This window comes from Deinococcus sp. Leaf326, from assembly GCF_001424185.1.
Taxonomy (GTDB): Bacteria; Deinococcota; Deinococci; order Deinococcales; family Deinococcaceae; genus Deinococcus.
This window is the reverse complement of sequence record NZ_LMOM01000001.1, coordinates 44,595-65,811: the sequence shown is the minus strand read 5'-3', so window position 1 is coordinate 65,811 and position 21,217 is coordinate 44,595. Positions and strand designations below refer to the sequence as shown.

Genomic DNA, 21,217 nt, shown 5'->3' with positions numbered 1-21,217 from the left:
CACATAACCTGAAGACCGCCGAAACTCCGCCGGCCATCTCCGGCTCAGGCCCCTACGCCCTCGCCCTCCTGGCGGATGCTCAGGACGCGGCTGGCTCCGGTCTGGTCGGTGGTCACGCCCCAGAGCGCCTGAGCGACCTCCATGGTCGCCTTCTGGTGCGTGACGATGATGAACTGGGTGCCGCGTGCGGCGAAGCGTTCCAGGAAGGCCGTGAAGCGGCGGATGTTGGCCTCGTCAAGCGGGGCGTCCACCTCGTCGAGCACCGCCAGCGGCAGCCCGCCCATGCCCTCCTCGCCCCCGGCGTGGTTCAGCGCGAACAGAAAGCCCAGCCCTGCCATCGTGCGCTCGCCCGTGCTGAGCAAGGTCATGGAGCGGGTACGTTTGCCGCGGGGCTGCACGGCGAGGCGCAGGCCCGTGAGGCGGCCGTGTTCGCCCGTCTCGGCCTCCAGCTCGCCCACCCCGCCCAGCAGCTCGGCGCTGTACTCGCGGAAGGCCTCGTTCACGCGCCCGAAGGCGAGTCGGGTCGCAGTTCCCTCGGCGTCCTCCAACGCGGAAAGGTGCCCGCGCAGCTCGCCCGCCGCGTCCTCGGCGTCGGCCAGTTCGGCGCGGCTGGTCTCCAGTTCGGCGCGCTCGGCGGCATGGTCGGCTTCGGCGCGGGCGTTGACCGGCCCCAGGGTCTCGAGTGCGGCGCGGGCGCGGGCCAGCTCGGCCGACCACTCGCGGGGGGTGCCGGGGGGCAGGCAACCGTCGGGCACCTGTTCCAGCGTGCCCTCGCGCCGGGCGATAAGCAGCCGCAGCTCGTCCAGGCGGGCGCGCACGCGGTTCTGCTCGCCGATGAGGTTGCTGTAGGCCAGCGCGGCGGCCTCGCGGGCGGCCTCGGCACGGGGGAACTCGCCCTCGTCGAGGCTGCCCAGCGCGGCCTCACGGCGGGCGACCTCGGCGGCAGCGGCTTCCAGGTGCGCCTGCTGGGTCGCGGCGGCCTGCGCGCCCGCGGCCAGGCGCCCGCGCAGCGCGTCGGCCCGGACCCCGGCCGCGTGGTAGGCGGTCCAGGCGGCCGCCAGCTCACGCGCCAGCCCCCAGGCCTCGGCGGCGTCCCGCTCGGCGGCGCGGGCGGCTTCGGCCCCCTGGCGGGCGGCGAGCAGGTCGCTCTCGAGGGTGGTGAGGTCCGGCGCCGCGTGCACCGGCTCCGGCGTGGGCGCGGCCTCGGCCAGCCGGGTCTGGAGACTGCTGCGGTTCGTCTCCAGACTGCGGAGTTGCGCGCCCAGTTCGGTCACGCGGCGCTCGGCGTCCAGCTCGCGGCGCAGGGCGTCGTCGAGCGCGGTTCTGAGCGCCGCAGGATCGGAGGCGCCGGCGGCTCCCCGCGCGCGCGCCAGCTCGGCCTCCAGGCGGGCCTGAAGGGCGGCGGCCTCTCCCAGCTCGGCGTCGAGCTCCTGAAACCGCCGCTGGTCGGCCAGGACCGCGCCGCCGCTGTCGCGCAGCCGGCCACCCGTGATCGCGCCGCCCGGCTCGACGAGTTCGCCGTCCAGCGTGACCAGGCGGGGCCGGCTGACATGCGCGCGCGCGAGGCGATTGGCGGCCCGCAGGTCGCGCACGAGCAGCGTATCGGCCAGGATGGCCTCGCCCACCAGGGTGGGATCGGTGGGACACAGGTCGGCGAGATTGCCCACCACGCCGTCCTCACGCAGCAGCGCCGCGTCACGCCGGGGGCGGGGGCGCAGCAGGTCCAGTGGCAGGAAGGTCGCCCGGCCGCCCACCCGACGGAGTTCCTCGATGATCTCACGGGCGTCGTCGCCGCGCGCCACCACGACCTGCTCCAGACGCCGGCCCAGCGCCGCGCCCACCGCTGTCTCGTACTCGGCGGGCACGCTCAGCAGATCGGCCACTGAGCCGACGATTCCGGGATGCTCCAGGCGCAGGGCGTTGCGGGCGCCCTCGCCGTAGCGAGCGTAGCTGTTCAATGCGCTTTCCAGGCGCTCGCGTTCACGCCGCAGCGGAGCGAGACTGGCCGACACCCGGGTCAGCTCGCCGGCAAGGTGGCGCTCGTGGGCCTGTACGGCGGCGCGCGTATCGGCCTGGGCCGTGAAGGCGCCCTCGGCCTCCTGCCGGGCCTGCGCGGCGGCCTCCAGTTCGGCGCGGGCCGGCAGCAGGGCCGCCCGCGCGGTGTCCAGATTGCCCTCGGCGCGCTCCAGCTCGGCCCTCAGAGTGTCCAGGCTCGCGGAGCGGCGTGTGACGGCCTCGGCGATCCGGGCCGCCTCCTGCCGCGCGCGGCTCAGCGCGGCGTCGAGCCGGCGCGCCGTGGCCTCGGCGGCTTCAGCCCCACTGCGGACCTGCGCCGCCTCTGCGGCCAGGGCCACGAGGTCTGGAGCGGGCGCCACCGGCGGCGTATCCGGCAGTGACGCGAGTTCGGCGCTCAGCGCGGCGGCCTCGGCGGCGAAGTGCTCCCGGTAGCGCGCCGCCTGGGCATGGGCCTCCCGCGCGGCGCGCAGGGTATCCAGTGCCCCAGCGTGGGCCTCCTGGCGAGCGCGGGCAGCCTGGGCGGCCTCGCGGGAGGCCTCCACGCGGGCAGCCCCCTCCCCCACGGCAAGCGCCAGCTCGGCGCTGCGTGCCGCCGCGGCGCGGGCCTCGCGGGCGGCCGTGTCCAGCTCCCGGCGCAGCGCAGCCTGGCGCTCGCGGCGCAGGGCGTCGTCCAGGGTCAGGACCCGGGCACTCAGGTCGCGGTGCTGCCGGGCCTGCGCGGCGGCCTGGGCCAGCCGGGCCACGCCGGACTCACGCTCGTTCAGCAGCAGGCGCAGGCGCTTGAGGTGACTGTCGGCCTCCAGCAGCCGCGCGGCGGCCTCCTGACGGGCGCTGACCGCCCGCGACAGCCCGGCCGCCTCCTGCAGGTAACCCAGCAGGGTACGGCCCTCGGCCTGCACCACGCCGCTCACCTCGCCCTGCCCGATGACGGCCAGCCCACCCGGTCCCAGGCCAGTACCGCGCAGCGCCGCCTGCACGTCGCGCGCGCGTACCGGGCGTCCCGCGAGGTCCTGCTCGCCTGTGCCGTCGCGGTAGACGCGGCGGGTGAGGTTCAGGCGGCCCTGCGCGGTCGAGAGTTCCAGCGAGACCTCGGCCAGCCCCAGCGGCGCCTTGCCCCCGCTGCCGTGAAAGATGAGCTCGGTCCCGCGCCCGGCGCGCAGTTCACGGGCCCGCGCGCCGTGGGTGGCCCAGCGGATCGCCTCGACGACGTTGCTCTTGCCGCTGCCGTTGGGACCGATGACGGCGCATACTCCGCTCGAAAATTCGAGGCGGGTGCGCTCGGCGAAGGATTTGAACCCCTGAAGGGTGATGGTCTGGATCACGCGCGTGTGCCCGGCCTTACCGGTCGGTGCAGTCCTGGCGGGTATACGGCTCGCGCAGGTCCATGCGGCCCAGGGTATCGGTCATCTGCCCCCCCACGAGGAAGGTCACGTCCTGCCCACGCTTGTCGAGCAGCGTCCGGGTCAGGGTACACAGGAGCATCCGCTCGCCGCTGGCCCCGTAGTTCAGGCCCGTGTACGCCTGCGGGAAGTCCACGTAGTAGTGGGTCCCGCGCAGGTAGACGCGCGGAGCGGCGGTGCCCTGCGGCACGGCGCGCAGCAGTCCTGTCCCGCTGCCGGCCGGCCCCTGCGCCCAGGCGTTCGCGGCAGCCTGGGCCAGCGCAGTGGGGTTTTCCTCGGTGACCTGCACGGTACGCTGCACGGCCCGCAGGTTCTGGACCTGGGTGTCGGGGTAGTACACCGTGACCTTGACCGCCCGGCGCTCGGACAGTTCCAGCTTGGGGGGTGTGGGCAGGGCGGGGGGACGCTGCACGACCTCGTAGGCGTAGGCCGACACGAGCAGCAGGGCCAGCGTGACCACGTTGAACAGCGACAGGAACCGGCGCAGCGGAATCACGGCGTGCTCCCGTTGCTGCCCTGCGCGACCTGCGAGGCGTTATTGGCCCGGGCGGTGAGGTAGGTCGCCACGCTGCGCGCCACCGCCACCGAGAAGGCCTGAAGCCGGGCGTCGGTGCCCAGGTTGGTGCGGTCCTGCGCGTTGCCGGTCCAGCCCAGTTCCATGAGCAGGGCGGCCTGGGCCGTCTCGCCCAGCGTCAGCACCCGGCTGATGCTCCCTTGCTTGGCAGTCACGCCGCCGCCGCGCAGCTCGCCGCGCAGCAGTTCACTCAGGCGCCGCGTGCCGCCGCCGTCCCCCACCGCGAGGCTGCCGTAGGGCGCGGTCGAGGCGCCGCGCAGGGCATTGACGTACTGCGAAGGACTCTCGCCGCTCTGCTCGTACACCGTGACGCCGCCGCGCGGGCTGCCGGGAAAGCGCCCTAGGTCGAGCGCCAGGTACACGTCGCTCTGGCGGGCGAGCGCGAGCTTGTCGTTCTGCCCCAGCGCCGAGGTCTGCTCGCGCGTCAGACGCACCTGCCAACCCGCCTGCGTGAGCAGTTCGGCCGCGCGCCGGGCCACCTCCAGCGTCACGTCGCGGCCCAGGCCCTGCACCCGCGCGGGGTCCAGCACGATCAGGGGCCGCCCGATGCGCTGCGTGAGGGCAGGTACGGTCACGGGAATGCCGGGGCCGACGTCAACGACGAGCCGCGCGCCGCCCGCCCGCACCACCGGGTACACCCGGTAGCCGCTGCTCTGCGGCAGGGGGAAGGTCACGACGAGGTTCTGGCCCGACTGCGTCACCTGCGCCGAGGGCAGGAAGGCCCCGCGCGTGGTGTAGCGCCGCGTATCGCCCTTCAGGCCGCTCAGGGTGATGCGGACCTCGGTGCCGCGCAGCTCGTCGCTGACCTCCACGTCGCGGCTCAGGTCCAGCACCAGGCGGTCGCTGCTGCGGCCCGCACGGCTGCTCACGCCCTGGAGGGTCGGCGCGGCCACCGTGAACTGCCCCGGCGCGTAGGTCGCGCCCAGACCGCGCGCCAGCGTGTCGAGCGGCAGGTACAGATTGCCGTTGACCAGGGTGGCCGAGCGGGCCTTGACGCGCTCAGCGTCGAGCTGCACGGTATTGAAGTCGGTCACGGCGCGCGCCTGGTCCTCGTCGATAGGCAGCAGCAGCACGTGCCCCAGCCCCTCGACTCTCACCAGACCGCCGTCGCGCACCACGCTCAGCAGCCCCGAGAGGGTGGTCTGGCTGGCGTACTCGGCGCCGTAGAGGTTGATGCTCTGCACGTCGCGCCCGGCCAGATTCAGGCGGCTGAAGGCGAGCTGCGCGCCGGCCAGCCCCGCGCCGATGAGCGCCGCTGAGAGCAGCAGCAACCGGGGCCAGCGCGCCCCCATTCCCAGGCGCCTCACAGGTCGCGCAGCTCCCGGCGCACGGTCTTCTCGGCCTCGGCGCGGCGCTTGTCGTGCAGCTTCTTGCCGCGCGCCAGGGCGAGTTCCACCTTGAAATACCGGCCCTTCTGGTACAGGCGGGTGGGCACTAGGGTCAGGCCCTTTTGCTCCAGGCCCCGGCGCAGCTTGGCAATCTCTTCGCTGTGCAGCAGCAGGCGGCGGGTACGTCTGGGGGTGTGGTTGTTGTAGCTGGCTTCCGTGTATTCGGGGATGTAGAGCCCTTCGAGGTCCACGTTGCCGTTCGTCAGGCGCGCGAAGGCGTCCCGGAAGTCCACGCCGCCGGCGCGTATGCTCTTGACCTCGCTTCCGGTCAGACTGATTCCCGCCTCGTAGCGCTCCAACAGTTCGTACTCGTAATGCGCGCGGCGGTTGGTGTACACGCCCCATATTCTAGCAGGGCGATCCTGAGAGCCGCAGCAGTCCGGTCAACGCAGGCGCCCCCGGCGACAGGGGCCGGGGGCGCGCACGACGTGGGAAAATCAGTTCTTGGGCTTCTTATCCGGGCGCGCGGGGCGTACCTCGACGCGGCTGGGCAACGTGCGCGCGGGCATGTTCAGCAGGTCCACCGTGAGCTGCGCGAGGTCCTCGGGCTGGATCTTCCAGGCGTCGGCGTCCGAGGGCTGATGGCCGCCGAACTCGGTCGCCACACTGCCAGGCATGATCTGCGTCACCTTGATGTCGTGCTGGCGCAGGTCGAGGTTCATGACTTCCGACAGGCCGTTGAGACCGAACTTGCTCGCGTTGTACCCGCCGCCGCCGGGCATGGCGTTGCGCCCCGCAAGGCTGCTGAGGGTAAAGATGTATCCGCCCCCCTGCTTGAGGGCCGGAATCGCCGCCTTGACGGTATAGAACGCCCCGCTGAGGTTGGTGTCGATCATGGCCTGCCAGTCCTCGATACTCAGGTCCTCGACGTTGCCGAACACACCCACACCCGCGTTTACGAACAGCACGTCGAGGCCGCCGAAGGTCTCCACATGGGCGTCCACGGCGCTCTGCACGGCGGCCGGGTCACGCACGTCGCACACCACACCGCGCGCGCCGCTGCCGACTTCCCGGGCGGCCGCCTCCACCTCGTCCTGCTTGCGGCTGGTCAGGGTCACGCCGTAGCCTTGAGCGGCGAGCGCCTGCGCCACGGCGAGGCCGATGCCCTTGCTGGCACCCGTCACGAACGCACTTTTCTTCTGATCGGTCATGCGGCCACGCTAACACGGCCCCCGCGCGGGGCAGGGGCCGTCTCAAGAGGACTTAAACGCGCTTTTAGGGCAGGCGCTGAGCAATGCGGTCGTAGGCGTAGTTGGCCGCCTGCGCGCCCTGCTGCCACAGCGTGAGCAGCCCGAAGCTCTCGTTGAGCGATACCGTGTTGCCGTCGGCCAGTTGCAGGTCCATCCGGGCGCTGAGCTTGGCCCAGGGCACGAGCGCACTGGGAGTCACGAGCACGGGAGACACCTTCACGGCGCCGGGCGTGGCGGGATCGGTCACGAACTTCGCGCTGGGGTAGTGACGCGAGATCGCTCCGGCCGAGTCGGTACGCATGGCCTTCAGGATTCCCGCCTGCTGCTCGGCGTTCAGGAGACCGGGGTTGCCCTCCAGACGCGGGTCGAGAATCACGTACGTCGCGCCGGCCAGAGCGGCGTTCGTCCAGCCGGCGGGCAGGGCCGGAGCCTGCGCAGCGGCGAGGACCGGCAGGGCGGCGGCGGTGAGGGCCAGGGCAGACACTTGGAAACGGTTCATGCCACGTAGTGCACCACACCCTTCCTGATGCGCCGTGAGGAGAGCTTGAGCCGCGTCATGTTCGTCACATTTGAGGGCCAGGAACGGGACGAGCCGGGGCTCAGTCCTCTATCCGGCCCAGGTAGGCGTGGGTGCGGTACACCAGCGGCGCCTCTCCCCCCTCCGGGTCCCCGAAGGCCCGGTCCAACGCCGCCGCCATGTCCGGGTAGACCGGGTCGCCCGGCGAGGGCAGGTAGCTGACGCTGCCGGCCAGGGCCCGCAGGCGCTCACGGGTAAAGGGCACGGCGTGGTCGAAGAGGCGTTTCTCGAACCCGCCCGGCAGCAGCCCCGGCAACTCGGCCTCGGGCACGCGGGTCGCCAGTACCGGCACGTCCGCTTCGGTAAACTGCGCCACGACCTCGCCGTAGGCCCGGTTCAGGGGCGCGTCCACGCCGCGCCAGTCGTTCCAGACGAGCAGCACGCGTCCGCCAGGGCGCAGGACCCGCCGCAGCTCGCGTAGGGTCGGCTCCGGAGCGAACCAGTGGGCCGCCTGCGCCGCCGTGATCAGGTCCAGCGAGGCGTCCGGCAGCCCGGTGGCCTCGGAGGTCCCGGCGTGCACCCGCACCGTCCCCGAGGCCACCTGCGCCGCGAGGGCCGCTTCCAGCTCGGCGCGCATTTCGGGGTTGGGCTCCACAGCGTCCACCTGCGCCGCCCCCGCCGAGAGCAGCAGGCGCGTGAACAGCCCCGTCCCCGCGCCGAGATCGGCCACATTGCCACGCAGTAGGCCCTCGGCCGTCAGCCACTCGCCCAGCGCCGCCGGGTAGGGCGGGCGCGCTGCCGCATACACCGCCGCGCGGCCCAGAAAGCGGTCGGGGTTGGTGCTCACCGGGCCTTCTCGGTGGGCACTGGAGCGGGGACGGACGCGGCCATTGGAGTCACACGGCGCTGGGGGCCGGGGCCCCGGCCCGCCGGTCGCCAGGCGCTCGACAGAAAGAAGGCCACGCCGCCCAGGACCCCGGCCACGGCCAGGAACCACAGCAGCCGCAGCATCACGCCCGCCGTCCCGGCGATGAAGGCCCCCAGGCCGGCGAGCAGCTGCCCCAGCAGCCACAGGGCGCCCAACGCCGTGACGGCCAGCAGCGCCACGCCGAGCAGGAAAAACACCACGCGGGTCATGCGGCGCAGGATACGGCAAAACGGGGCGGGCGGCGCCCCCGTTACCGGGAAACGCCGCCCACCCTCAGAGCGCGGGGCTCAGGCCTGGGGCATCGCCTTCATGTTCTCGATGATCTTGTCGGCAAACTCGCTCGTCTTGACCTCGTGCGCGCCTTCCATGCTGCGGGCGAAGTCATAGGTCACGAACTTCTGCCCGATAGTCTGGTCCAGACCCTTGAGGATCAGGTCGGCCGCTTCGGACCAGCCCATGTGGCGCAGCATCATTTCGCCCGACAGGATGACCGAGCTGGGGTTGATGACGTTCTTGTCGGCGTACTTGGGCGCGGTGCCGTGGGTCGCTTCGAAGATGGCGTGGCCGGTCACGTAGTTGATGTTGGCGCCAGGAGCGATGCCGATGCCGCCGACCTGCGCGGCGAGGGCGTCGGAGACGTAGTCGCCGTTGAGGTTCAGCGTGGCGATCACGTCGTACTCGGAGGGACGCAGGAGAATCTGCTGGAGGAAGGCGTCGGCGATCACGTCCTTGATCACGATGCCGCCGGGCAGCTTGAGCCAGGGACCGCCGTCGAGTTCCACACCGCCGAATTCACGCTTGGCGAGCTCATAGCCCCAGTCACGGAAGCCGCCCTCGGTGAACTTCATGATATTGCCCTTGTGCACCAGCGTCACGCTCTTGCGGCCGTTGTCGATGGCGTACTGGATGGCGGCGCGCACGAGGCGCTCGGTGCCTTCCTTCGAGACCGGCTTGACGCCCAGGCTGCTGCTGTCGGGGAAGCGGATCTGCGTGACGCCCATCTCGTTGATGAGGAAGTCGCGCAGCTTGTTGGCCTCGGGAGTGCCGGCCTTGTACTCGATCCCCGCGTAGATGTCTTCCGTGTTCTCGCGGAAGATGACCATATCCACGAGCTCGGGCTGCTTGAGGGGGCTGGGCACGCCCGCGAAGTACTGCACGGGGCGCAGGCAGGCGTACAGGTCGAGAAGCTGGCGCAGCGCCACGTTGATGGAGCGGATGCCGCCGCCGACCGGCGTGGTCAGGGGACCTTTGATGCCGATGAGGTACTCGTCGAAGGCCTTGACGGTCTCGTCGGGCAGCCACTCGTTCTCGCCGTAGACCTCGGTGCTCTTTTCGCCCGCGTAGACTTCGAGCCACTCGATCTTGCGCTTGCCGCCGTAGGCCGCTTCGACCGCTGCGTCCAGGACGCGCACGCTGGCCTTCCAGATGTCGCGTCCGGTGCCGTCACCCTCGACGAAGGGGATGATGGGCTGATCGGGCACCTGAAGCTGATCGCCCTGCATGGTGATCTTCTCGCCCTGTGCGGGCACCTTGATGTGGCTGGTCATATCGGGGAACACTCTACCCCCGTCAGGCGAAAAAAGGCCAGCCGATATCTGACAGGCCGTCCTCCTCTCCCTAGTATGGGACCCCCTTTACGCTCGCCGGAAGCGCAACCCCAAGGAGGCTCCGGTTCGTCCGGGCGCCAGAGCCGAGGCGTGCTACACGGGGCCAGGCAACGGTCTAAGCGCCCTCAGACTGGGGGCGGCTCCAACTGACTCCCCCACTTTTTAAAGGCGGTCCTGGGCTTCGTTTCATCTGTACGGCAGGTCAGCGGGGAATGCTGAGGGCACCCAAACCGGGAATCCAACCTCAGGAGGTAAATCACTGTGAGTGACGACAAGAACACACTGCAGAACCTGGCCGACGCGGCCAAGGCCAAGATCAACGAGGGCGCCGACCGCCTCCGGGCCGCCGGGCACGACGTGGCCTCGAAAGTGGGCGACGACCACGTGGACAACGCGGCCGACAAGCTCAAGGCCACTGAGGACCGTGCCAAGGCCGAGTTGCACAACCGCGAAGCCCACGCCGAGTACAACGAAGGCAAGCGCGAAGCCAAGGACGGCGACGGTCACTAAGGGTCCTGCATAACCCCCTCCGAAAACGCCCCGGCGTCCTGAAGTGGATGCCGGGGCGTTTTGTCATTCTGCTGAACAAAAGAGTGGGAGAAGGGCTTTAGTCGCCCCTCCCCCACCCTCCAGATGCAGCCGATTAGAGAATATCGTCGCGGATGCAGGCCTTGAAGTGGTTCGGGCTGATCTCGCGCAGTTCCGGCACGATGTTGGCGCAGTCGGCGATGGCGTAACGGCAGCGGGTCCGGAACACGCACCCCGACGGCGGGTTGATCGGGCTGGGAATGTCGCCCTCGAGAATGATGCGCTGGCGCTTGACTGTGGGATCGGGCACCGGAGCAGCCGAGAGCAGGGCCTCGGTATAGGGGTGCTTGGGATTGCGGTTGAGCTGGTGGCTGGGCGCAATCTCCATGATGCGGCCGAGGTACATCACGATCATGCGGTCACAGATGTATTCAACGACGTGCAGGTCGTGCGCGATAAACAGCACAGTCAGGCCCAGCTCTTCCTGGAGGTCCTGAATGAGGTTCACGACCTGCGCCTGGATGGACACGTCGAGCGCCGAGACCGGCTCGTCGGCCACGATGAAGCTGGGGTCCACCGCCAGGGCGCGCGCGATCCCGATGCGCTGCCGCTGCCCGCCCGAGAACTCGTGCGGGTAGCGGCCCATGTGCTCGGGGCGCAGACCCACGCGCTGGAGCAGTTCGGCGATGCGGTCCACACGCCCCTTGCCGGGGTGCAGGTTATGGATCTGCATGGCCTCACCGATGATGTCCGAGACCGTCATGCGCGGGTTGAGCGACGCGAAGGGGTCCTGGAAGATGATCTGCATCTCCCGGCGGTAATCGCGCATCTGGCTCTTGCTCAGCTTGGTGATGTCGGTGCCGTTGAAGATCACCTGGCCGCCCGTCGGCTCGATCAGGCGCAGGATGGCGCGCCCGGCGGTCGTCTTGCCCGACCCCGACTCGCCGACCAAGCCGACGACCTCACCGCGCTTGACGCTGAAGGTGATGTCGTTGACGGCCTTGACGTTGCCCACCACGCGCGACATGAGCCCGCCCCGGATGGGAAAGAACTTTTCCAGGTTCTGCACGTCGAGCAGCGTCTGTCCGGAGGCGGCGATGTCGCTGCGGTTGCGCGGCTGCGTGTTCTGGGTGGTCGTGGCGGTCATGCGGACACCTCCTGCTGTACGGTTTCAAACTCGCGCCAGCGGATGCAGCGGGCCGTATGTCCGCCTCCCGTATCTTCCAGGGGCGGCACAGCCTGACTGCACTCGGGAACGGCGAACTTACAGCGCGGCTCGAAGGAACAGCCGGGCGGCAGGTTGAGCGGGTTGGGGACGTTGCCGGGAATGGCTTCCAGGCGCTTTTTGGGCTGGCCGGCCACGTACTCGTGCTCGCCGCCGGGACGCGGGATGCTGTTGAGCAGGCCCATGGTATAGGGGTGACGCGGGGCCTTGAAGATCTCGACCACGTCGCCTTCCTCGACCACGCGGCCGCCGTACATCACGACGACGCGGTCGGCCATCTCGGCCACCACACCCAGGTTGTGCGTGATGAACAGGATACTCATGCCGATATCGGTCTGAAGCTTGCGCATGAGGTCCAGAATCTGCGCCTGAATGGTCACGTCAAGTGCGGTGGTCGGCTCGTCGGCGATGAGCAGGGCCGGGTTGCACGACAGGGCCATGGCGATCATCACGCGCTGACGCATCCCGCCCGAGAGCTGGTGGGGATACTCGTTCACGCGCTTTTCGGGAGCCGGAATGCCCACGAAGCGCAGCATGTCGGTCGCCACACCCATCGCGTCCTTGCGGTTCTTGTTCTGGTGCAGCATGACCGCCTCGGCGATCTGGTCGCCCACGGTGTACACCGGGTTGAGGCTGGTCATCGGCTCCTGAAAGATCATGGAAATGTCGTTGCCGCGGATCTTGCGCATCTCGGCTTCGGAGATCGTCACCAAGTTCTTCTGGGTGCCGTCCTTACCGGTGAACAGGATCTCGCCTTCCACGATCTTGCCGGGGGGCATGGGGATCAGGCGCATGACGCTGAGACTGGTCACGCTCTTGCCCGAACCCGACTCGCCCACGACGGCCAGGGTCTCGCCCTTCTTGATGTGGAAGGTCACGCCGTCGACACTCTTGACCACACCGTCGTCGGTGTTGAAGTACGTCTTGAGATTGTTGACGGCGAGCAGAACGTCGTTCTGGTGGGTCATTGTTCTCCCTTGTCTATTCCCTGTTGAAACATGTAGGTCATCATACAACCCTGTCTGGACGGAGCCCTGGAGCAGGGGGCCAAGTGTCCCGCAATGGGAGAGCGCCCCTGCCACCACAGGCCCTCCCCCTTCCAGGAGGCCTGCGGTGCCTAGAGCTACTGGCGCTTGCGCGGGTCGAAAGCGTCGCGCAGGCCGTCGCCGAGGAGCTGATAGCACATCACGGTCAGCACGATGAAGAAGCCGGGGATCAGCACCCAGGGCCGTTGGGTGATGCTGGCGAAGCCGCCTTCCTGCGCCTTGTTCAGCAGGCTGCCCCAAGAGGAGTAAGGCTCGACCGCGCCGATACCCACGAAGCTCAGGCCCGACTCGAGCAGGATGGTCGCCGGAATCGAGAGGCTCAGACCCACGATGAGGTAGGTGGTCATCGAAGGCAGCATGTGACGCCACATGATGCGGCTGTTGCTGGCGCCCAGCGATGTGGCTGCCGCCACGTAGTCCTGTTCACGCACGCTCAGGAGCTGCCCACGCACCACACGCGCCAGCCCACCCCAGCTGATGAACGCCAGGATGCCCAGGATGATGTACAGGGCCAGGATCGGGTTGACGTTCTGCGGAAAGATGGAACGCAGCAGGATGACCAGAAAGAGGTAGGGAATCGAGGCGATCACTTCGATCAGGCGCTGGATGACATTGTCCACCCAGCCGCCGAAGTAGGCCGACATCGCGCCCATCAGCATCCCGATGAGGGTCGAGAGCAGCACCGACAGCACGCCGATGGTCAGCGAGATCTGCCCGGCATACAGCGTGCGCGAGAACAGGTCGCGGCCCAGCGAGTCGCCGCCGAACAGATAGACCTTGCAAGTGTCGCTGCCCGTGCCGAACAGGTGCAGCGAGCTGGGAATAAGGCCCAGGATGCGGTAACTATCGCCGCGTACTCCCAGGTACAGCGGGCAGCGCTCAGCCGTCGGGCGGTACTCGTTGACGAAGGTGTCCGGGTTGAGCTGCTGGGTGTACTGGTACACGAACGGCCGCGTAAATCCCTGCTCGGTCCGGATATGGATAGGGGTCGGTGGGTGGTAGGGCGTGAGGTTGGTCGTGCTGTAGTTCGATAGGCCGTCGGGGGCCAGGAAACCTGCGAACAGGGCCGTGAGATACAGCAGGATGAGGACGAAGCCGCCGAAGCGGGCCAACGAGTTCTTGCGGAACTGCCGCCACGCCACGGAGAACTGGGACTGGGCGGGGGGCCGCTGGACTTTGAGGGCAGGGGCGCTCATGCGTACCTGATCCGGGGATCTACGACGCTCAGCAGAATGTCGCTGAGGGCGTTCCCGATGATGAGGAGAAAGACGGTCAGCATGGTGAATCCGGCAATCAGGAATAGGTCCTGGGTATTGATGGCGTCCAGGATCATGGGCGTGATCCCGGGGTAGGCAAACACCACTTCGATGAAGCCCGCGCCGCTGATGGCCGCCGGCAGCAGTCCACCGATGCCCGCCACGATAGGCACCAAGGCGTTGCGCAGGGTGTGGCGGTAGACGGTCGAGAACTCGCTGACGCCCTTGGAGCGCGCTGTGCGCACAAAATCCGCCCTCATGTACTCGAGCATCTGGCCCCGGATCACACGGGTCAGGCCCGCCGCGTCACCAATCGCCAGCACCAGGGCCGGGACAGCGACATGCTTGGCGATGTCCAGAAACTTGCCCAGTGGGTTCAGAGACGTGTAGTTGTCGCTGGTCAGGCCATTGATCGGAATGTCCCACCCGGTCTTGTAGCGCAGTTGCAGCAGACCGAAGATGACCAGCAGCGCTAGGAAGAAGCTCGGAAAGCCGAGCAGGATGTACATCACGACGTTGAGCGCCTTGTCACCGAAGGAATTCTGACGCAGCGCGCCGTAGACCCCCAGGGGAATGGAAATCAGGTAGTACAGCACGAAGTAGGGCAGCACGAGATACAGAGAGTTGACAATGCGCGGCCACGCTACGTCCAGCACAGGCTGCTGGTAGGCGAAGGACAGGCCGAAGTCACCCTTCAGCATGTTGGTCAGCCAGAGCCAATACTGCACGACGACCGGGCGGTCGAGACCCAGGTTGCGTTGCAGGTCGGCGATGCGCTCGGCAGAAATGTTGGGGTTTAGTCTCGCCGGGGTCAGGAAGTCGCCCGGAGCGAGCTGAATGATGAAAAAGACCAGGATGCTGGAGAGCAGCAGGGTCGGAACGGCGTTCAGCAGACGCCGGAGCAGAAAGTTGATCAAGGCGGGAAGTCTCCTTTCCTGTGGGCCGGTCTGTGGTCCAAGCAGGCGGGGCAGCCTCGTGATGAAGCCGCCCCGGAACTCAGGCTGCGCGCAGCAACCCTAGGCTGGTGGACGCTTACTTGATGTAGGTCGTCAGGTGGGCGTAGGGTCGCGCCTGGTTGTAGGCGTCCCACAGGTTGCGCTTGTACTCGCCGCCCAGACGGCTGCTGTACGTAACGTGGTAGTTCGTGCCCACGAGGTAGATGAAGCCCTGGTTCTGCGCCTCGGCCTTCGAGAGCTGCTCACCGATCTTGCGGCGGGCGTCGTCGTCGAGGGTCTGGTCACCCTGGAAGTACAGCTTGGTCATCAGGCTTTCCTGGGGCGTGAGGCACTTGCCGTCGCTGGGCACGTTGAACGAGTGCAGGTTGCCGCCACAGGGCACCACGTTGCTGCCGTAGGGCCAGATGTTGTCGCCGCCCGAGAGGCCCAGCAGGATCGCGTCGAAGGGCCGGTTGGCGCCCTTGGAGTTGAGCTGGTCCACGAGGTTGTTGAAGTCGATGGGGGTGAAGTTGACCTTCACGCCGACCTTCTTGGCCTCGTCAGTGAAGATGCGGCCGAGCTGCTCGCGCACGGTATTGCCTGCGTTGGTCGCCATGTTGAATTCCAGCACCTGCCCAGCACTGTTGGTCAGGTAGCCTTGAGCGTTCTTCTTGGAAAAGCCCATCTGCGCGAGCAGCTTGGTGGCGGCCGCCAGATCGTACTTGTACTTGGGGGTGCTGTCGAACTGGTAGTTCTTGAACACCGGGTACACGCCCGTGTACACCTCGCTGCCGAGGCCGCCCAGCGCGAGCTGGATCATGGCCTGACGGTTGGCGATGTGGCTCATGGCCTGACGGAAGCGCACGTCACGGAAGATCTTCTGCTTGGCCACGTCGCCGGACTTGTTCCAGTTGAACACGATCCAGCTGCTCGTCGCGTTGGGGCTGACGTTGGGCACGAGGTTGGCCTTGAGGTTGCCGCCGTCAATGGCGCGCTTGATCTGCGCGAGGTCATCGGCCTTGCTGGCTGCGAAGGTGTCGGTCTGACCTGCGAGGTAGGCGGCCAGGCCGGCGTTCAGGTCCTTGAGCAGACGGATGCTCATGGTGTCGAGGTAGGGCAGGGGCTTACCGGCCCCGTCCTTGGCCCACTCACCGAAGTAGGTGTTCTTCTTCAGGACGGCGCGCTGGCCGGCTTGGTAGCTGCTGATGACCCAGGGACCAGGCGAGACGATGGTCGAGGGATTCGCGCTGACGCTCCACATCGCCTTGATGCCTTCGGCGCCCTTGCTCTTGTAGACCGGACCGAACACATGGTCGGGCCAGGGGGTCAAGCCGCCCATACGGCTGTAGGCGCTGGCGCTGGCCTGCGGGAAGTCAAACTGAAGGGTGTAGTTGTCGAGCTTCTTCAGGGTGATCGGCTTGCCGTTGATGAAGTAGGAGTCGTAGGAGTTGCTGCCGACCTTGTCGTCGGTGTGGATCTTGAAGGTCGTGATGAAGTCGTCGGCCGTGATGGCCTGACCGTCACTGAACTTCATGCCCTGGCGGATCTTGATGACGAACCGCTTGTTGTTGTTGCTCACGACCGGCATGGCGTCGGCCATATAGGGAATGAACTTGTCGGTGCTGGGATCCTGGGTGAACAGTCCCACCGAGGCCATCAGGGTCGGGAGGCTGTCGGCTTCCGAGCTGGTGAACGGGTTCAGCGTCTTGTAGTCGCTGAGCGAGTAGGTCCGGACTTCGCCGCCAGCCTTGGCCTGCGAGGGGTTTTCGGCCATCCAGGCAGCAGGCAGAACGAAGGGTGCGGCGAGCGAGCTACCGGCGCTCAGGGCGAGCGCGAGGAACAGGGCTTTTTTCATTCGAAACCTCCGGGGTGGGATCTGGAAATACGGCGACGGCCTGACTCGCGGCCAGCGTCACAGCGTATAGGTGTTGGGGATTTCCAGCAATGTCAATATAGGTTTTTGCTTATGTGTGGTCAAGCGTATAGCCCAAGCATGAGGGCGCATCTTTATACACAGCTGTCAGATCAACAGCAAAGCAGACGCAGACTTTACATCTGCGTCTTGAAAGGGTTGTCAGTAACAATGTGAAAGGCGCCCCCTGTAGCGAAGCGCGCCTTGACTTCGTGATGCGCTTTCAAATCTGTGCTGTACAAACCAAGAGAGCAAGTAACAAAAAATGACCACCCTCACCCTGGGTAGGCAACCTCTCACCCGTTGGGCGGCCCTCTTTGTCTGGTTTACAGTCCGGCCCAGCGCCTCAGCGCGAGACGAGCCCGATCAGGAAGGCCAACAGCATGAACAGGGCGCCGGCCACGCTCGTCAGGCGCACAAGGCCGCCTTCGACGCCGCGCCCGCCCAGCAGTGAACCACCGGAAGCCATGCTGGCCGAGAGACCCGCCTGCCGGGGAACCTGAAGCAGGACGAAAAAGACCAGCCCCACGCACACCAGGGCGAACAGCACCAGAAAAATCGTCAGGATCACACTCATCTCAGACCTCGCGGCGCCCCGGTAGTCGAACACTGGGCACCTCTTCGAGGCGGCAGTATACACGAACGTTCCGGCTCAGTTCAGCTCGGGGGCCGGGGGCAACGCCGCGAGCAGAGCCGCGATACGCGCCCTGAGATTGAGAGCTTCGAGGGCCTCTTCCCGCTGTTCGGCACTCAGGGGCAGCAGGGCAGCCGCATAACTTGCTAGTCGCAGGGCGCCCGCCGGAGCATGTTCGCGGATGAGTTCGGCCTCCTGCGGGTAGACGCGCATCAGTCCTGCGAGCAGACGCACGCTGTCGCCGGATATGGCCTGCGAGTCGGCCGCCGGCTGTTCCAGCGGCCACGCTTCGATATCGGCGGCCAGATAGCTCTGAGACGTGTCGAAAGACCGCACCCGGAAGCGCTCGCCGCCCTCGACCTCGACCGAACTCGTGCCGTCGTCATGCGTCTCGGCCCAGCGTAGATGCGCCAACGTCCCTACAGGAGAGACCCGGCCCGTCAGTGCCTCACCCTGCGCTGCGCCGGGCCGCAGGATCCGCACGACACCGAAGGGTTCACCGGTTTCCTGCACACGCCTGAGCAGCTCCCGGTAACGCGGCTCGAAGATATAGAGCGGTAGGCGCTGATCCGGAAACAGGACGACGTTCGGTAGAGGAAACAGAGGAACAGACATGGATGTAGGCGATCTCCTGGGCGCCGGACTCAGCATCTCGCCTGCGCCACAGGGACACTGCCCCAAAAGATACCTTCTGACCGGTCGAACTGTATCTGTTCGTACAGATTCATGAAGGCCAGTCCTTTAGATCGGCGCTTCAGCGACCCCGGCGCGGGCAGCCCGGCGGTGACCAGACGCTCACGCGTTCATTCGGGGTCGGCGCCGGTCTGTGCCTGTGCAGAGCGGTGACGCCTGGGTTTTCTGGATGCCGGAGGATTCGGTGCGCCCCACGTCTGTAGGTCGGTGGGCGACGCACCCAGAGCCAGCAGTGCGGCGCTGTCCTGCGGCGTCAGTCCTGCGGCAGGCAACAGGTCGGGGCGGCGCGCCAGCGTGCGCGCCAGGGCCTGGGAGCGCCGCCATGCCGCCACGGCCGCGTGGTTGCCGCCGCGCAGCACTTCGGGCACGTCCTGGCCCCGCCATTCGGGTGGGCGGGTGTACTCGGGGTAGTCGAGCAGGCCGCTGGAAAAGGAATCGGCCTGATGCGAGGCCTCATCGCCCAGCACGCCCGGCACGAGGCGCGAGACGGCCTCGAGGACGCAGGCCGCCGCCGCCTCGCCGCCCATCATCACAAAGTCCCCGATGCTCAGCTCGCGGGTCACGAGACCCTCGGTGCGCGCATCGAAACCCTCATAACGGCCGCACAGGAAAGCGAGGTGTGACTTGCTGGCCAGTTCCTCGGCCACCGCCTGCGTGAAGCGCTCGCCCGCCGGGCTGAACAGGATGACCTCGTCGGGGGGCGGACGGTCCGGGTGGACCGAGAGTGACTCCAGCGCCCGCGCGGCCACGTCCACACGGATCACCATGCCTGCGCCGCCGCCGTAAGGCGTGTCGTCCACCTTGAGATGCCGGTTTTCCGAGAAGTCGCGCATCTGCACGAGGTTCACGTCGATCAGGCCCCGTGCTCGCGCCTTTCCGACGATGGCCTCCGAGGCGAAGGGCGCGAGCAGTTCGGGAAACAGGGTCAGAAAGGAGAAGGTGAGCATGGCCCCTTCAGGCCTCCCGCTCCGGAGCCGCTTCCCCGGCCCCCAGCCCACTCTCTTCGGGATCGCCCAGCAGGCCCTCCGGAGCGTCCTCGGCCAGCCGTACCCGCACGGGACGGCCCTCGGCGTTCTCGATCAGCACATACGGCGCCTGGAGGGGTAAGAAGGCCTCGCCGCCGGGGTGCGTGACTACCAGCAGGTCCTGATGTCCGCCGTCGAACACGTCACGGACCTCACCCAGCACCTCCCCGTCCGGGGCCACGAGGGGCAGGCCGCGCAGGTCATGGTAGTAATAACTCCCCTCCTCCAGCGCGGGCAGTTCGGCGTCGGCAGCGTAGACCTCGGCGCCGCGTACCGCTTCGGCGTCCTCACGGGTCGCGAACCCCGCGAGGTGGAGCACCACGCCGGGAGCCAGGGCGTCGGTGCGCCGCAGCCGCAGCCAACCGCGCCCGGTCACGTAGACCCGTGTCAGGGCCATGACCTGTGCGGGGTCGCCCAGCACGTACAGCTTGACGCCCCCCTGAACGCCGTGCGGCCCGAGCAGGTGGCCCAGACGGGTGGAGTCGGCCGGGCCCTCACCGGGCGCCCGAGCACCGGGGCGGCTCACGCCTTGCGCGGCGCGTCGAGGTCCACGTTCAGCCGCTCGCGGGGGTCGGAGGCGCTGCGGACCAGCGTGCGGATCGCCTGGATCACACGGCCCTGACGACCGATCAGCCGGCCTTCCTCGCCAGGACCGACACGCACGACGACCGTCGGCCCACGCCGGCTCACGCGCACGAGTGAGGGCTGGTCCACCACGCACTGCGCCAGAAAGAGGGTCAATTCGGCCGGATCGCTTTTCATGGCGCGCATTGTAGTAGAGACGTGACCCGGCCGGGCGACCGGGGGGCGGGCCCCGGCTCTCACCCTGGGCCAATGCATCGGCGGTATGGTGCCTTAATCGTGAGTTTAGTGTTCAACTGGGCCGCCCTCGGGCAGCGGAGCGAGGGACCGGGAACCGGCGGCACGCTGCGCCGGGAGCCGCAGGACTTCCGGGTCGAGGAAGTGCCGGCCTACGCCTTCTCGGGCGAGGGATCGCACCTCTACTTACATGTCGAAAAAACCGGGCACACCACCGCCCACGTCGTGCGTGAGCTGTGTACGCAGCTCGGCCTGCGTGACCGCGACGTGGGGGTCGCGGGGCTCAAGGACCGGCACGCGGTCACGACCCAGTGGCTGAGCGTACCCGCCAAGCACGAGGCGCGCCTGGGCACCTTCGCGCTGGACGGCGTGCAGATTCTGGAGACCATCCGGCACGGCAACAAACTGGGGATGGGCCACCTGCGCGGCAACCGGTTCGTGGTGCGGGTGCGGGACGCGGCCGGGCAGGCCCCGGCGGCCGAGGCCACGCTGCGCACCCTGGTGGAGGGCGGCGTGCCGAACTATTTCGGGCCGCAGCGTTTCGGGCTGGGGGGCCTGAACGCCGAGGAGGGGTTGCGGGTGCTGCGCGGCGAATCCGCGCTGCGTGACCCGCGCGTGCGCCGCTTCCTGACGAGCAGCGTACAGAGCGCGGTGTTCAATGCCGCCCTGAGCCTGCGGCTGGAACGCGGCATCTTCGCGGCGGTGCTGGCCGGCGACATGGCGAAGAAGCACGCGACGGGCGGCGTCTTTCTGGTTGAGGACGCGGCGGCCGAGTCCCTGCGCGCCGCCGCCGGAGAGATCAGCGCGACAGGCACCCTCCTCGGCCGCAAGGCGCGGCCCCTGACCCAGGACGCAGGCGAACTGGAAGCCGAGGCCCTGGCCTCCTTCGGGTTGACTCCGGCGGCCTTCCAGTCGCGCCTGGGGGACCGCCGCTTCACGCGGGTCTTTCCCGAGGACGCGGCGGTGGAGGCCACCGAGGACGGTTTCGTGGTGGCGTTTACCCTCCCGAAGGGCAGTTTCGCGACGAGCGTGCTGCGCGAGATCATGAAGTCGGACGTGGACTTCACGGCCCTGGAGGACACGCCGGGCAGCCCGGCCGACGAAGGCGCTGCCGACGGGGCCACCACCGATCAGGAGGAGTCATGAGAAAACGCACTCTGGGCGCACTCGCGTCGCTGCTGTCCAGCCTCGCCCTGGCGTTCCAGGCGCCCGAAACCCAGTTGAGCCTGCGCTCGTCCTACGGTGGCGCGGTCCTGGAGGGCCGGGTCTCGGCCGCCCGCAGCGACGCCCTGACCGGCGTGTGGGCCGGCCCCGGCCGCGCACGGCTGATGCGCTGCTCGCCGCTGTGTACGGTCGTGACCAGCGTACCGGTGCAGGGCCTGCTCGTCCTGAGTGGCGACTCGGCCTACCGCGTGGCCCTGGCCGGACAGTTCCAGGCGGGACAGAAGGTCAGCGTGACCCTGAAGTTCCAGAATCAGGGCGTGGTCGTGGCCCAGGCGGTCGTCAGTCGGCCCTGAGCTGGCC

22 protein-coding genes are annotated in these 21,217 nt (G+C 68.1%); 3 read left to right on the top strand and 19 right to left on the bottom strand.

All coding sequences use genetic code 11. The features are described from left to right. Positions 1 to 44: 44 nt before the first annotated feature. The 9 genes from ASF71_RS00335 to icd all read right to left on the bottom strand — a co-directional run bounded on the left by ASF71_RS00335 (position 45) and on the right by icd (position 9,560). On the bottom strand, positions 45 to 3,338 hold the full coding sequence (locus ASF71_RS00335; RefSeq protein WP_056293175.1) for a chromosome segregation SMC family protein: 3,294 nt from the start codon (positions 3,336 to 3,338) through the stop codon (positions 45 to 47). A gap of 16 nt (positions 3,339 to 3,354) precedes the next feature. Then, a complete protein-coding gene (locus ASF71_RS00330; RefSeq protein WP_056294957.1) occupies positions 3,355 to 3,903 on the bottom strand; it encodes a GerMN domain-containing protein in 549 nt (182 codons plus the stop codon). 5 nt (positions 3,904 to 3,908) lie between these two features. After that, positions 3,909 to 5,282: an N-acetylmuramoyl-L-alanine amidase gene (locus ASF71_RS00325; RefSeq protein WP_056293171.1), complete on the bottom strand. Its 1,374-nt coding sequence runs from the start codon at positions 5,280 to 5,282 to the stop codon at positions 3,909 to 3,911. An 11-nt stretch (positions 5,283 to 5,293) separates the two neighbouring features. Then, entirely contained in the window at positions 5,294 to 5,716 is a 423-nt protein-coding gene (gene smpB, locus ASF71_RS00320; protein WP_369814938.1) for an SsrA-binding protein SmpB, read from the bottom strand. Positions 5,717 to 5,815: 99 nt separating this feature from the next. Then, positions 5,816 to 6,529: an SDR family oxidoreductase gene (locus ASF71_RS00315; protein WP_056293164.1), complete on the bottom strand. Its 714-nt coding sequence runs from the start codon at positions 6,527 to 6,529 to the stop codon at positions 5,816 to 5,818. A gap of 64 nt (positions 6,530 to 6,593) precedes the next feature. Continuing rightward, positions 6,594 to 7,067: a hypothetical protein gene (locus tag ASF71_RS00310; protein WP_056293158.1), complete on the bottom strand. Its 474-nt coding sequence runs from the start codon at positions 7,065 to 7,067 to the stop codon at positions 6,594 to 6,596. 100 nt (positions 7,068 to 7,167) lie between these two features. Beyond that, a complete protein-coding gene (locus tag ASF71_RS00305; RefSeq protein WP_056293156.1) occupies positions 7,168 to 7,932 on the bottom strand; it encodes a class I SAM-dependent methyltransferase in 765 nt (254 codons plus the stop codon). After that, positions 7,929 to 8,222, bottom strand: a complete 294-nt coding sequence (locus ASF71_RS00300; RefSeq protein WP_056293153.1) for a hypothetical protein — start codon at positions 8,220 to 8,222, stop codon at positions 7,929 to 7,931. The genes ASF71_RS00305 and ASF71_RS00300 overlap by 4 nt, the downstream gene beginning before the upstream one ends. 78 nt (positions 8,223 to 8,300) lie before the next feature. After that, on the bottom strand, positions 8,301 to 9,560 hold the full coding sequence (icd, locus tag ASF71_RS00295; RefSeq protein ID WP_056293150.1) for an NADP-dependent isocitrate dehydrogenase: 1,260 nt from the start codon (positions 9,558 to 9,560) through the stop codon (positions 8,301 to 8,303). 321 nt (positions 9,561 to 9,881) lie between these two features. Here icd and ASF71_RS00290 point away from each other — a divergent pair, with 321 nt between their 5' ends. Beyond that, positions 9,882 to 10,130, top strand: a complete 249-nt coding sequence (locus ASF71_RS00290; RefSeq protein ID WP_056293147.1) for a hypothetical protein — start codon at positions 9,882 to 9,884, stop codon at positions 10,128 to 10,130. 133 nt (positions 10,131 to 10,263) lie between these two features. On the opposite strand, the gene ASF71_RS00285 is transcribed toward ASF71_RS00290, so the two are convergent. The 10 genes from ASF71_RS00285 to ASF71_RS00240 all read right to left on the bottom strand — a co-directional run bounded on the left by ASF71_RS00285 (position 10,264) and on the right by ASF71_RS00240 (position 19,636). Continuing rightward, entirely contained in the window at positions 10,264 to 11,295 is a 1,032-nt protein-coding gene (locus ASF71_RS00285; RefSeq protein WP_056293144.1) for an ABC transporter ATP-binding protein, read from the bottom strand. Then, the gene (locus tag ASF71_RS00280; protein ID WP_056293142.1) at positions 11,292 to 12,341 is read right to left on the bottom strand and encodes an ABC transporter ATP-binding protein; all 1,050 of its coding nucleotides are present in this window, start codon (positions 12,339 to 12,341) and stop codon (positions 11,292 to 11,294) included. Before ASF71_RS00280 ends, ASF71_RS00285 begins: the two co-directional genes overlap by 4 nt. A gap of 155 nt (positions 12,342 to 12,496) precedes the next feature. Then, positions 12,497 to 13,615: an ABC transporter permease gene (locus ASF71_RS00275; RefSeq protein ID WP_056293139.1), complete on the bottom strand. Its 1,119-nt coding sequence runs from the start codon at positions 13,613 to 13,615 to the stop codon at positions 12,497 to 12,499. Continuing rightward, entirely contained in the window at positions 13,612 to 14,592 is a 981-nt protein-coding gene (locus tag ASF71_RS00270; protein ID WP_056293136.1) for an ABC transporter permease, read from the bottom strand. Before ASF71_RS00270 ends, ASF71_RS00275 begins: the two co-directional genes overlap by 4 nt. A 115-nt stretch (positions 14,593 to 14,707) precedes the next feature. Beyond that, on the bottom strand, positions 14,708 to 16,465 hold the full coding sequence (locus ASF71_RS00265) for an ABC transporter substrate-binding protein (RefSeq protein WP_056293132.1): 1,758 nt from the start codon (positions 16,463 to 16,465) through the stop codon (positions 14,708 to 14,710). 403 nt (positions 16,466 to 16,868) lie between these two features. Next, positions 16,869 to 17,093 carry a preprotein translocase subunit SecG gene (secG, locus tag ASF71_RS00260; RefSeq protein WP_056294954.1) on the bottom strand — a complete coding sequence of 75 codons (225 nt, stop codon included), beginning with the start codon at positions 17,091 to 17,093 and terminating at the stop codon, positions 16,869 to 16,871. 81 nt (positions 17,094 to 17,174) lie between these two features. Then, positions 17,175 to 17,771, bottom strand: coding sequence for an LON peptidase substrate-binding domain-containing protein (locus tag ASF71_RS00255; protein ID WP_056293130.1), 597 nt, complete (start codon positions 17,769 to 17,771; stop codon positions 17,175 to 17,177). A gap of 188 nt (positions 17,772 to 17,959) precedes the next feature. Then, on the bottom strand, positions 17,960 to 18,796 hold the full coding sequence (gene trmD, locus ASF71_RS00250; protein WP_056293127.1) for a tRNA (guanosine(37)-N1)-methyltransferase TrmD: 837 nt from the start codon (positions 18,794 to 18,796) through the stop codon (positions 17,960 to 17,962). 7 nt (positions 18,797 to 18,803) lie between these two features. Next, entirely contained in the window at positions 18,804 to 19,400 is a 597-nt protein-coding gene (rimM, locus tag ASF71_RS00245; protein ID WP_056293124.1) for a ribosome maturation factor RimM, read from the bottom strand. Next, entirely contained in the window at positions 19,397 to 19,636 is a 240-nt protein-coding gene (locus ASF71_RS00240) for a KH domain-containing protein (protein WP_056293121.1), read from the bottom strand. The genes rimM and ASF71_RS00240 overlap by 4 nt, the downstream gene beginning before the upstream one ends. A 99-nt stretch (positions 19,637 to 19,735) precedes the next feature. On the opposite strand from ASF71_RS00240, the gene truD reads away from it, so the two are divergent. Then, positions 19,736 to 20,839 carry a tRNA pseudouridine(13) synthase TruD gene (gene truD, locus ASF71_RS00235; RefSeq protein ID WP_156372524.1) on the top strand — a complete coding sequence of 368 codons (1,104 nt, stop codon included), beginning with the start codon at positions 19,736 to 19,738 and terminating at the stop codon, positions 20,837 to 20,839. After that, entirely contained in the window at positions 20,836 to 21,210 is a 375-nt protein-coding gene (locus ASF71_RS00230) for a hypothetical protein (RefSeq protein WP_056293115.1), read from the top strand. The genes truD and ASF71_RS00230 overlap by 4 nt, the downstream gene beginning before the upstream one ends. Positions 21,211 to 21,217 lie beyond the last annotated feature (7 nt).